The sequence below is a fragment of the Pseudoxanthomonas sp. 3HH-4 genome (assembly GCF_006716465.1).
Classification (GTDB): Bacteria; Pseudomonadota; Gammaproteobacteria; order Xanthomonadales; family Xanthomonadaceae; genus Pseudoxanthomonas_A.
In genome coordinates, this window is record NZ_VFPB01000001.1 from 1,352,140 (window position 1) to 1,364,399 (window position 12,260).

Sequence of the window (12,260 nt, forward strand, 5' to 3'; positions counted from 1 at the left end):
ATAGGGAGGACGGCGCCGGTGAGGGCGGGGTTCCGGGGTTGGGCCTCCCTGCGGCTTCCGTGTCCGAACCCTTCAGCGAAGGGCACCCCGGCACGGGTTGGGGCAGCAGGTGTGGATTCGTCGGTTTCGCCCGACGTGGGCGGTCCGGCCGGGCAGACCCGGGCGCGAAGCCGCGGGAGTATAGCGGGGCAGGGCGGGTCGCGGCAAATCAAGGCCTGCCTGAACCGGCGCACGGTGGCCTGGACGTTCAGCCCGGCGGCCAAATGGGGGATAATCGGCCAATGGCCATCCAGCTGAAAACCCCCGAAGACCTCGCCCAGATGCGCATCGCCGGCCGCCTTGCCGCCGAGGTGCTGCAGGTGGTCGCCCCGCACGTGAAGCCGGGCGTCACCACCGCCGAACTGGACCGCATCTGCCACGATCACATCGTCAACGTGCAGAAAGCCATTCCGGCCAACGTGGGCTACAAGGGCTTCCCGGCGACCGTCTGCACCTCGGTCAACAACGTCATCTGCCATGGCATCCCCAGCGAGGGGAAGGTGCTCAAGGACGGCGACATCCTCAACATCGACGTCACCGTCATCAAGGACGGCTGGCACGGCGACACCAGCCGCATGTACATCGTCGGCACGCCCTCGGTGATGGCGAAGCGGCTGGTGGACGTCACCCGCGAGGCCATGTTCCGCGGCATCCGCGCGGTGAAGCCGGGGGCGACCCTGGGCGATGTCGGCCACGCGATCCAGCAGTACGCCGAAAGCGAGCGCTTCAGCGTGGTGCGCGAGTACTGCGGCCACGGCATCGGCAAGGTCTACCACGATGAACCCCAGGTACTGCACTACGGCCGCCCGGGCGAGGGCGTGGTGCTGAAGCCCGGCATGACCTTCACCATCGAGCCGATGATCAATGAAGGCGCGCGCCACACCCGCGTGCTGCCCGACGGCTGGACCGTGGTCACCAAGGACCGCAAGCTGTCCGCGCAGTGGGAGCACACCGTGGCGGTGACCGAGGACGGCGTCGAGATCCTGACCCGCGTGCCGGGCGACGACAACGACCTGTGAGCAGCCCGCCAGCCGCGAACGGACATGCAACGCGGCTTCCGGACATCGGCCCGGACGTCGCCGATGACCCGGCCTGGGCGGCCGCGGCGCGGACGTCGCTGGGCCACACCGATGCACGGCTGGACAAGCGCTTCGACCAGGACGACGGCATGGACCGCATCCTCGCGCTGCGTGCACGGGCGGTCGACCACCTGCTGAAGGACGCCTGGCTGCGGTGCATTCCGGCGGAGGCGCCGATGGCGCTGTTCGCGGTCGGCGGGTACGGCCGTGGCGAACTGTTCCCGCACTCCGATGTCGACGTGCTGGTGCTGGCCGCCTCCGACGTGCAGCAGGCCCACCATGGCGCCGTGGCGCGCCTGTTCGCCTTGCTTTGGGACGCTGGCCTGCCGATCAGCCACAGCGTACGTTCGGCGGGGCAGTGCACGGTGGCCGCCGCTGCCGACCAGAGCGTGCTGACCGCCCTGATCGAAGAGCGGCTGATCGTCGGCGAGCCGGTCGACGAAGGCTTGCTGATCGATGCCATCGGCCCGGCGCGGGTGTGGCCCGCGCGCGACTTCTTCGTCGCCAAGCGCGAGGAGCTGCGCATCCGCCACGCGCGCTTCGGCGACACCTCGGACAACCTGGAACCCAACATCAAAGAGGGCCCTGGCGGCCTGCGCGACCTGCACACGCTGGGCTGGATGGCGCTGCGTACTTTCGGCGTGCGGGACCTGGAGGCACTGGTAGGGCTGGGCCACCTGGGGTCCGACGAAGCCGCCGCGCTGGCGCGCGAACGGCGCGCACTGGGCCGGCTGCGCTACGGCCTGCATCGCGTGGCGAACCGGCCGGAAGAACGCCTGCGCTTCGACTACCAGAAAACGCTGGCGCAGCGGCTGGGCTTCGCAGACGACGCCGGTAGCCTCGGCGTCGAGAAGATGATGCAGGGCTTCTATCGCAGCGCGGCCATCGTGCGGCGCATCAGCGACCGCCTGCTGCAACGCTTCGAAGAGCAGTTCGACGGCGAAGCACTGCCCGAGCCGCTGGACGGACACTTCGCCCTGCGTCGCGGCTACCTGGCCGCGCGCGCTGGCGACTGGCCAGCGGAGGACGTTGGCCCGGTGTTCGCTCTGTTCGCGGTCTGGGCCGCCCATCCTCAGGTGCGCGGGCTGCATTCGCGCACCGCGCGTGCGCTGGCCGAGTCGCTGCCGAAGCTGTCCGCATATCCCGCTGCGACGCGAGAGCAGCGCGATGCGTTCATGGCCCTGTTGCGTGGCCCGCGCGCGGTGGAAACGCTGACACGCATGGCGCGCCTGGGCGTGCTGGGGCAATGGATCCCTGCGTTCGCCCGCGTGTCGGGGCGCATGCAGTTCGACCTGTTCCATGTCTACACGGTGGACCAGCACACCTTGATGGTGCTGCGGAACATCGCCGCATTCGCCGCCGGCCGCGCCGACGATCGCTTCTCCATCGCGCACGAAGTCTGGCCACGCCTGCGCAAGCCCGAACTGCTCCTGCTGGCCGGGCTGTTCCATGACATCGCCAAGGGTCGCGGTGGCGATCATTCGGAGCTGGGCGCCGTGGATGCACGCGAGTTCTGCGCGGCGCACGGGCTCAGCGAGGCGGATACCGCGCTGGTCGAGTGGCTGGTGGAACAGCACCTGCGCATGTCGGTGACGGCGCAGAAGCAGGATATTTCCGACCCGGACGTCATCCATGCCTTCGCCACGCTGGTCGGAGATCGCGAGCGGCTGGACTATCTCTACCTGCTGACCTGCGCGGACATCGCTGGCACCAGCCCCAAGCTCTGGAATGCATGGAAGGACCGCCTGCTCGCCGATCTGTACTTCGCGGCGCGGCGCGTGTTGCGGGAGGGGCTGGAGAATCCGGTCGCCGTGGACGAGCGTCTCGACGAAGCGCGCGGAAGCGTGCGTGCGCTGCTGGAAGTGCGGGGCATGGCGGCCGCCCAGGCGGATGCCCTGTTCGCGACCATGCCTGAAGAGAGTTTCCTGCGCTTCCGTCCGGAGCAACTGGCCTGGCAGGCACAGGCCATCCGTGGCGCGATGCCTGGCGAGACGCGGGTGCGCGCACGCCGCATCGCCGATGACGCGGATGCGATGGAAGTATTCGTGCATTCGCCCGACCGCGACGGCCTGTTTGCCGCCATCCTCGCCACCCTGGACCGCATGGGGTTCGCCATCCATCAGGCGCGCGTGCTGGTGGGGCCGCAGGGCGCGGTCTTTGACACCTTCGAAGTGCTGCCCGCCGATGCATATGCGCCACGCGATCCCGGCGACATCGAGCGCACGCTCGGTGAGGCGCTGGCGCGACCGCTCGACCGCGTGCGCACATCGCGGCGCGCGGTACCGCGCCAGCTCAGGCACTTCCGTTTCGCGCCTCGCATAGAATTCGGCACCACGCCCGACGGGCGCCGTACCATCCTTGGTCTGGTCGCGCCCGACCGCCCGGGGCTGCTGTCGGACGTGGCCCAGGTGCTGCGCCGGCAGGGCCTGCGCGTGCACGACGCACGCATCGCCACGTTCGGCGAGCGCGCGGAAGACGTTTTCCAGATCACCGACGAGCACGACCAGCCACTTACCGACATTTCCTTGCAGGATGCGCTGCGCGACGCGCTGCGCGCCGGCATGGACACCCCCACCTGAAACACGATCATCCGGCAGACCTTTAGATGACCCGCAAAGCCACCAAGACCGAAGAACTGAAGTCCACCATCGAGAGCGCGTTCGAGCGCCGTGCCGAGCTGACGCCCGCCGAGATCGAAGGCTCCACCCGCACCGCCGTCGAACTGGCCATCGAAGGCCTGGAAGCCGGCAAGCTGCGCGTTGCCGAGCCCGATGGCAAAGGCGGCTGGAAGGTCAACGAGTGGCTGAAGAAAGCGGTGCTGCTGTACTTCCGCGTCAACGAGATGGAACTGGTGGAAGCCTATCCCGCGCCGTTCTGGGACAAGGTGGAGGCGCGCTTCGGCGCCTTCGACGAGAACGATTTTCGCAAGCTGGGCGTGCGCGTGGTACCGGGCGCCATCGCCCGCCGTGGCACGTACTTCGGCAAGGATGTCGTGCTGATGCCCAGCTTCGTCAACATCGGCGCGTACGTGGGCGAGGGCACGATGGTCGATACGTGGGCCACGGTCGGCTCGTGCGCGCAGATCGGCAAGCATTGCCACCTGTCCGGCGGTGCCGGCATCGGCGGCGTGCTGGAGCCGCTGCAGGCCAGCCCGACGATCATCGAAGACCATTGCTTCATCGGCGCGCGTTCGGAAGTGGTGGAAGGCGTGGTGGTCGGTCACCACAGCGTGATCGGCATGGGCGTGTTCATCGGCCAGTCCACGCGCATCTACAACCGTGCGACCAAGGAAATCACCTACGGCTACGTGCCCCCAGGCAGCGTGGTGGTCTCCGGCTCGCTGCCGGCCGCGGACGGTTCGCACTCGCTGTACTGCGCGGTGATCGTCAAGCAGGTCGACGAGAAGACGCGCAGCAAGACCAGCGTCAACGAACTGCTGCGCGGGCTGGCGGACTGAGCGCGCGATGACGACGATCTACGGCCTCAAGAACTGCGACACCTGCAGGAAGGCGACCAAGTGGCTGGACCGCTTCGGCGTGGCTTACACCTTCGTCGACTACCGCGACAACCGCCAGTCACCTGAAACGCTGAAGGACTGGGCAGAGAAAGCGGGCGGATGGGATGCCCTGATCAACAAGTCGTCGACGACCTGGCGGCAGTTGCCGGAGAACCGCAAGGCGCCGGGCTCGGACGCGGAGTGGAAGCTGCTGCTGAAGGAGTACCCGCAGCTGATCCGCCGTCCGGTGGTGGTGACGGGTGAAGGCGGCTTTTCACAGGGCTTCAGCGACAATGGCTTCAAGAAGATCTTCGGAGTCGGCGCGTGAGCGATGTGGTCGAACTGTCCAGTGAACTGATCCGCCGCCACTCGGTGACGCCGGATGACGCGGGATGCCAGCAGGTGCTGGCGACGCGGCTGACCCAGGCCGGGTTCCACTGCGAGTCGCTGCGCTTCGGCGACACCGACAACCTGTGGGCGACGCATGGCACGGGGTCGCCGGTGCTGGTGCTGCTGGGACACACCGACGTGGTGCCGCCCGGCCCGCTTGATGCATGGACCAGCGATCCGTTCATTCCCACCGTGCGCGACGGCGTGCTGTATGGGCGTGGGACCGCCGACATGAAATGCAGCGTGGCGGCATGCACCATCGCGCTGGAGCGTTTCGTCGATGCGCATCCCGGTCATCCCGGCACCGTGGCGCTGCTGGTCACGTCGGATGAGGAAGGCGATGCGCATGACGGCGTGAAGAAAGTGGCCGCGCTGTTCCGCGAGCGCGGCCAGAAGATCGACTGGTGCATCACCGGCGAGCCATCCTCGAAGGAGACGCTGGGCGATCTGCTGCGCGTGGGGCGCCGCGGCACCCTGACCGGCACGCTCAGCGTGCGGGGCGTGCAGGGTCACGTGGCCTATCCGCACAAGGCGCTGAATCCCATCCACAAGGCCTTGCCGGCGCTGGCCGAGCTGGCCGCGCGGCAGTGGGACGAGGGGTACGAGACGTTCCCGCCGACCAGCCTGCAGATTTCCAACATCCATTCCGGTACCGGTGCCAGCAATGTCATCCCGGGCGAACTGCAGGTGGTGTTCAACCTGCGCTTCAATCCCAGTTGGACGGCGGAGAAGCTGGAGCAGGAGATCGAAGCCATCTTCCAGCGGCACGGCCTCGACTACCGCGTGCAGTGGCATCGCGGTGGCGAGCCGTTCTACACGCCCGAAGGCCACCTGCGCGCCACCGCGCGCGCGGTGCTGGGCGAGTTCGCCGGTGCGCCGCCGGAGGAAAGCACGGCGGGCGGCACGTCCGATGCGCGCTTCATCGCGCCGCTGGGCGCAGAATGCATCGAGGTCGGGCCGGTCAACGCCAGCATCCACAAGGTCGACGAGCACGTGCGCGTCCCGGACCTGGAGGCACTGCCGGGCCTGTACCAGGCGCTGGTCGAGCGGCTGATGCTGCCGACGCGCGTGCCCTGAGGTATGCGCGTCGCCGTTCGTTTTCGGATGAAACAGTTGCCAAGCGCCGGCGGGACCGGTTACGGTCGCGCCATGCCCTGCCGCACCGCCATCAACAACAACCGCAATAACCTGCGCCCGAACAACGGGACGCGGGCGATGCGGCTCTGCGACTAGGCAACGAAAGACCTGCCGGATACCAGAAACCCGCATCGCGAGATGCGGGTTTTTTCGTTTCCGGCTTTCATCTTCGAACCCCACCAGGAGCTTCCTCCCATGTGTTCCATCTTCGGCATCTTCGGGCTGCAGCCCGGCGACGACATCCAGGCCCTCCGGCGACAGGCGCTGGAACTTTCGCAGAAGCAGCGCCATCGCGGACCCGACTGGAGCGGTGTCTACCATGACGACGGCGCCATCCTGGTGCACGAGCGGCTGGCCATCGTCGACCCGGCCGGCGGCTCGCAGCCGCTGCGTTCGGCCGATGGGGACCTGGTGCTGGCGGTCAACGGAGAGATCTACAACCATCGCGAACTGAAAGCGGAACTTGCGCAGGACTACGCGTTCCAGACCGGGTCGGACTGCGAAGTCATCAATGCGCTCTACCGTGAAGATCAACCGGCGTCGTTCCTCAACCGCCTCAACGGCATCTTCGCGTTCGCGCTGTGGGACAAGGCGACAGGCCGGGCGCTGATCGCGCGCGACCCCATCGGCGTGTGCCCACTGTACTGGGGCCACGATCGAGAGGGCCGGCTGTGCGTGGCATCGGAGATGAAGGCGCTGTCGCCGATCTGTGCGGATGTTGCCCAGTTTCCGCCGGGCCACTACTACGAGACGGCGACGCGGACGCTGGTCAAGTACTACGAAAAGCCGTGGCGTGACTACGCCGCGGTGAAGCATGTGGACGTCGCCAGGCAGGAGCTCCGCGAAGCATTCGAGCGCGCCGTGCATCGCCAGCTGATGACCGACGTGCCCTACGGCGTGCTGCTGTCCGGTGGTCTGGATTCCTCGCTGGTCGCAGCCGTCGCCGCGCGTTATGCGCGGCACCGCATCGAGGACAACGATACGACGGAAGCCTGGTGGCCGCGGTTGCACTCGTTCGCCATCGGGCTGGAGGGGTCGCCCGACCTGGCGGCGGCGGAGGTGGCGGCAAAGGCACTGGGCACAGTGCACCACGGCTTCACCTACACGTTCCAGGAAGGCCTGGATGCGATTCCCGAAGTGATCCGCCACATCGAGACCTACGACGTCACCACCATCCGCGCCTCCACGCCGATGTACCTGCTGGCGCGTCGCATCAAGGCGATGGGCGTGAAGATGGTGCTGTCGGGCGAGGGCAGCGACGAGATCTTCGGCGGCTACCTGTACTTCCACAAGGCGCCGAACGCGCGCGAATTCCACGAAGAACTGGTGCGCAAGCTGGACGCGCTGCACAACTACGACTGCCTGCGCGCCAACAAGTCGATGATGGCCTGGGGCGTGGAGCCGCGCGTGCCGTTCCTCGACGTCGAGTTTCTCGATGTAGCGATGAAGATGGATGCCCTCCACAAGATGATCGACAAGGGCAGTGCAGGTGCGCAGCGGATGGAGAAGGGCGTGCTGCGCGAGGCGTTCGAGGGCTACCTGCCGGAATCGATCCTGTGGCGGCAGAAGGAGCAGTTCAGCGATGGCGTCGGCTACGGCTGGATCGACGGTTTGAAGGCACATGCCGAAGCGCACGTCAGCGATCGCGAACTGGCGGCGGCCGACAAGCGCTTTCCGGTGAACCCGCCGCAGACCAAGGAAGCCTACTTCTACCGCACGCTGTTCGAACAGCACTATCCGGGCCAGGCCTGCGCCGAGACGGTGCCCGGCGGCAAGTCGATCGCATGCTCCTCGCCGGCCGCCATCGCGTGGGACGCCAGCTTCGCGAAGATGGCCGATCCGTCCGGTCGTGCCGTGGCCGGCGTGCACGCGGCGGCCTTGCAGACGGGTTGACGATGTCACCCGCCGACGTGGTGCGCGAATGGGTCCGCCGCTTCAACGCGGCGGACGTGGACGGCCTGGCCGCGCTGTATGCGGAAGACGCGGTGAATCACCAGGTGGTGGCCGATCCGTTGCACGGACGCGAGGCGATCGCGAACCTGTTCCGTACCGAATTCACGCGCGCGACGATGGTGTGCGAGGTGGAGCAGATCCTCGAGGACGGCGAGTGGGCCGTCATGGAATGGCGCGACCCGCTCGGACTGCGCGGCTGCGGCTTTTTCCAGGTGCGCGACGGCCGCATCGTGTTCCAGCGCGGCTATTTCGACCAGCTCAGCTTCTTCCGCCAACAGGGGCTGGCGGTGCCGGATCACTATTTGGGTTGAGCGTTGGCGGGCCGCAGCGTGAGCGTGTGGGTCGCTTCGCCCGGCAGGAAAGGCGTCGGCCTGCCGTGCACCCAATCGTCATGGCCCGCGCCCCAGAACGACGACATCGGATGACCGCTCTGGCCGCCCGGCATGTGGATGATGCCGTCGGCCTCATGCCCCGGCGACACCACCATGCGTTCGGACGCGCCGAACGCCGGACCCTGCACGCGCGGCATGGCGCCATCGCCGGCGAGCGCTTGTCCGGGCATGCACAGCTTGGGTTTGAGGAAGCTGGGCAGGGCGTTGGCCAGCGGATGGCAGATCTTCGCGACGTTGCGTTCGCCCCAGCGGCGTTCGGCCAGCGGCCCCTGTCCGGCGAGATCGTCGCGCACTTCCTTCGCCGCATCTTCCATCAGCGCGTCCCAGCTCTCGTAGCGGCGCGAAAGCAGGTGCGCGGGGCGCTGTTCGAGCAGTGGCCAGACGACGCCTTCCAACTGCGGCAGGTCGGGCATGATGAAGCCGTTGCCCAGGGCTGCCTGTGCGGGTGCGGTCAGGCCATCGGCGATGCGCGCATGCACGGCGAGGCGCCAGGCGCGTACGAGTCGATAGCTGACGGAGTCGACGCTGGCGACGCCTTCCCAGGTCCTGCCCGCATCCGCGAGTGCCTTCACGGAGGAATCCGCGGGCGATCGTCCGGCTTCATCCTGAAGCAGTTGCCACCAGCGCTGCAGGAATACGGCGCGATCGTCGAGCTGGATGGCCAGCAGATCCTTTTCGGTGAAGCGTTCCTTCGCCAGCAGGCCGTCGCGGATCTGCCTGGCACGCGCGCCCAGCGCATAGCCGCCATCGCCGACCCGTGCCAACGCGTCTCCCTCCAGGACACGCGCGTTCGCGGTCCACAAACGATGGTTGGGCGGCGAGGTCAGTATCGGCGTGAGTTGGCTGGAGATGAGCCACGGCGTGCAACGGCTCGGTGGTGCGGGGGTGGCTGCGGATGCCTCCGCACTGCCGCGCGTGAATTCCAGTGAGTGCGTGCATGCGCCCGCGCGCGACGCCAGCGGGCCCAGGATGCGCCAGGCGACACGCCCCTTGTGGTCGGCGATGACAAGATTCTGTGCCGGCGTGGCGGTGCGCTGCGCGACCGACAGCACGGAGGGAAGATCACCGGCCGTGGCGAAATCCACCAGGCCGAAGTTCAGCGCGCCGGGCTGGTGTGCGACCCAGCGCAGGGCCAGTGCTGGCTCGCCGGGCGTGGCGGGATGCACGATGGGGCCGTAGCGCGTGTCGACAACGTCCAGCGTGACGGCATCGGCACCGGCCACGCGGATGGTTTCGGCATGGTGCTCGGTCGCATCGCAGGTGGCCGGATCATCGCCCTTGTTGCATGGCTTCACCGGATACCAGTCCGCAGTGTCCGCATAGCTGTTGGTGAAGCCCCATGCCACATGCCCGTTGCTGCCGACGATGATGGCGGGCAGGCCGGGCAGGCTGAAGCCGGACACATCGACCCTCCCGCCGGGCGCGCGTGGGTTTGGATAGCGCAGGCGTACGCGGAACCAGATGTTGGGTGCGCGCAGGCCAAGATGCATATCGTCGGCAACGATGGCGCGGCCGTCGGCGGTCAGTGCGCCGGCCACCGCCCAGTTGTTGCTGCCGGGTGTGCCCTTGTCGGCCAGGCGCTGGTGCGAGTCGGTCTTCGGCATCGGCAGCGTGCGCAGGTCGACGCCCGTCGCCGTCGGAAGCGCGGCATTGCCTCGTGCCTGCCCGTAAAGCGGTGCGTCCCATTCGGTGCCATCGTGGGTCAGCAGCTCGAACAAGGCCGGCGGCACGTGCTGGCGGATCTTCCACAGGCCGAGCTCGCGCAGGTTCCCGGAATCCTGCAGGTCGAAGTACATCGCGTATCCGGCCAGCGCCGAGTCGGTCACTTCCCAGACGCGTGGCGATTGCCGCAGCAACAGGTAGGGCCAGGGACGCGCGCGCAGGTCGCCAAGTCCGGCGTTGACGCCCGCGGTATAGGCTTCGAGCTGCGGCATGCGGTCGCCCGCGAATTCGTCCAGATGCGCGGATACCCGTGCGCGGATGCGGTGGGTGCGGCGCTCCTTGTCCATGTCCACCGCAATGGGGCCGAACAGTTCCGAGAGTTCGCCGGCGGAACTGCGCCGCATCAGGTCCATCTCGAAGTAGCGCTCCTGGGCGTGCACGTATCCCAGTGCGCGGGTGGCGTCGGCCTCGCTGGCGGCGTCGATGGTCACCACGCCCAGCGCATCGCGCTGGATCGAGACCGGTGCCGACAGTCCGGCCAGGCCGGACTCGCCTTCCAGCCGGGCCAGACTGCCCCGCATCAACCACCACACCACAAGCAATGCCACGACAACGAGGGCCAACAGCAACAGCGCGATGCGCCGGGTCCACTTCAGCATTGCGGAATCCTTGCGGTAGGGGCGTGAGGGTCGCGGCCGATTATTCCACGGAAGCCATGACCGTCACTGCCGCAGCGCAACGACGAACGAGAGTGATTCCGATTCGGTCATCATGGTGCCCGATCGGGCATCCTGTGCGCCTCGCTACCGGAGCCAAGCGCCATGAAAGGCCATCCCGACGTCGTCGATTACCTCAAGTTCCTGCTGCGTGGCGAACTTGCCGCGCGTGACCAGTACTTCATCCATTCCCGTCGTTACGAAGACCAGGGGTTGAAGGCCCTGTTCCACCGGCTCGATCATGAGATGCAGGAAGAAACCCAGCACGCCGACGCCCTGCTGCGCCGCATCCTGTTCTTGGAAGGCGACCCGGACATGCGCCCGGAGCCCTTCGTGGCCGGCACCACGGTCGAAGAGATGCTCCAGCGCGACCTGGACGTCGAGTACGCCGTGCGTGCGCATCTTGCCAAGGGCGTGGCACTGTGCGAACAGCATGGCGACTATGTCAGCCGCGAGATCCTGCTGGCCCAGCTGAAGGACACCGAGGAAGACCACGCGCACTGGCTGGAGCAGCAGTTGGGCCTGATCAAGCGCCTGGGCATCGAGCTGTACCTCACCTCGAAGCTGGATGGCGAGGCAAGCGCCGCGTAACCGACCGGCATGGAGCCGGGGCTTGCCCGGCTGGGCGAGACACGGACGCTGCGTCGGAAAAGCAGCGGAGCAAGCTCCGCTCTACGACCGCTGAAGACGGTAGACCGCTGTCTCCAGTGCGCTAAGGCCTTCTTCGCGGAAGCGCGGCTCCTGGTCCAGGATGTCGCGACGTTCCAGCAGCGCGTGCCGCCACGGTGCGGCGAACAGCGTCTCGACTTCCGCTGCTTCCACCGAGAACGGCGGGCCGGCTTTCTCGGTCTGCGGATATTCCAGGGTGATCAGCAATCCCTGGCACCCGGCGGGCAAGGACGCATAGACCGTATCGCGGTAGTGCAGGCGCAGGTCCGGGGGCAATGCGATCAGGGCGGCGCGATCGTAGACGCAGGACACGTCCGCGAGCAGGGCAGGATCCAGGCCGAAGGCGTCACCCAGGATGATCTCGATGGGGCCGGCAGTGAAGTGCTCGCCGTACCGGCTGATCGTCCTGATCGGCTCCACGCCCGCCTCCTGGAAGAACTGCGCCACGGCCAGGGGCGACAGTTCCACGCCCAGCACGCGGTATCCCTGCGCGGCCAGCCAGTGCATGTCCAGCGATTTGCCGCACAGTGGCACCAGGACACGGGCATCCGCGCGCACCTGCAGCGATGGCCAGTGTTTTTCCAGCAGCGGCATCACGTCGCTACGATGGAAACCGATCTGGCCTTCCTGCCAGCGCTGCAACCAGAAATCGGCATCCATTCGTGCGGCCCTCGTTGGAAATCCCTGGATTCGAACTTGCGCGGCCCCTACAGCAATGGCGCCCTAT

General features: G+C 67.4%; 10 protein-coding genes. 8 read left to right on the forward strand and 2 right to left on the reverse strand.

Going from position 1 to position 12,260, the window contains the following annotated elements:
- Positions 1 to 281: 281 nt before the first annotated feature.
- The 7 genes from map (at position 282) to FB548_RS06160 (ending at position 8,405) form a co-directional block, all read left to right on the forward strand.
- A complete protein-coding gene (gene map, locus FB548_RS06130; protein WP_142123819.1) occupies positions 282 to 1,058 on the forward strand; it encodes a type I methionyl aminopeptidase in 777 nt (258 codons plus the stop codon).
- Positions 1,055 to 3,697 (forward strand): [protein-PII] uridylyltransferase, encoded by a 2,643-nt coding sequence (gene glnD / locus FB548_RS06135; RefSeq protein WP_142123820.1) that lies wholly within the window; start codon positions 1,055 to 1,057, stop codon positions 3,695 to 3,697. The genes map and glnD overlap by 4 nt, the downstream gene beginning before the upstream one ends.
- 26 nt (positions 3,698 to 3,723) lie before the next feature.
- Entirely contained in the window at positions 3,724 to 4,575 is an 852-nt protein-coding gene (dapD, locus tag FB548_RS06140) for a 2,3,4,5-tetrahydropyridine-2,6-dicarboxylate N-succinyltransferase (protein WP_142123821.1), read from the forward strand.
- A gap of 7 nt (positions 4,576 to 4,582) precedes the next feature.
- The gene (locus FB548_RS06145) at positions 4,583 to 4,942 is read left to right on the forward strand and encodes an arsenate reductase (protein ID WP_142123822.1); all 360 of its coding nucleotides are present in this window, start codon (positions 4,583 to 4,585) and stop codon (positions 4,940 to 4,942) included.
- Positions 4,939 to 6,081: a succinyl-diaminopimelate desuccinylase gene (dapE, locus tag FB548_RS06150; protein ID WP_142123823.1), complete on the forward strand. Its 1,143-nt coding sequence runs from the start codon at positions 4,939 to 4,941 to the stop codon at positions 6,079 to 6,081. Before FB548_RS06145 ends, dapE begins: the two co-directional genes overlap by 4 nt.
- Positions 6,082 to 6,336: 255 nt before the next feature.
- A complete protein-coding gene (gene asnB, locus FB548_RS06155; RefSeq protein ID WP_142123824.1) occupies positions 6,337 to 8,034 on the forward strand; it encodes an asparagine synthase B in 1,698 nt (565 codons plus the stop codon).
- Positions 8,035 to 8,036: 2 nt separating this feature from the next.
- Positions 8,037 to 8,405: a nuclear transport factor 2 family protein gene (locus FB548_RS06160; protein WP_142123825.1), complete on the forward strand. Its 369-nt coding sequence runs from the start codon at positions 8,037 to 8,039 to the stop codon at positions 8,403 to 8,405.
- On the opposite strand, the gene FB548_RS06165 is transcribed toward FB548_RS06160, so the two are convergent.
- A complete protein-coding gene (locus FB548_RS06165; protein ID WP_142123826.1) occupies positions 8,393 to 10,807 on the reverse strand; it encodes a penicillin acylase family protein in 2,415 nt (804 codons plus the stop codon). The genes FB548_RS06160 and FB548_RS06165 overlap by 13 nt on opposite strands.
- 162 nt (positions 10,808 to 10,969) lie before the next feature.
- Between FB548_RS06165 and bfr the strand changes: the two genes are divergently transcribed.
- Complete coding sequence (bfr, locus tag FB548_RS06170) at positions 10,970 to 11,455, forward strand: bacterioferritin (protein WP_142123827.1); 486 nt, start codon at positions 10,970 to 10,972, stop codon at positions 11,453 to 11,455.
- Between the two features lie 81 nt (positions 11,456 to 11,536).
- Here bfr and FB548_RS06175 read toward each other — a convergent pair whose 3' ends face one another.
- A complete protein-coding gene (locus FB548_RS06175; protein WP_142123828.1) occupies positions 11,537 to 12,193 on the reverse strand; it encodes a thiopurine S-methyltransferase in 657 nt (218 codons plus the stop codon).
- Positions 12,194 to 12,260 lie beyond the last annotated feature (67 nt).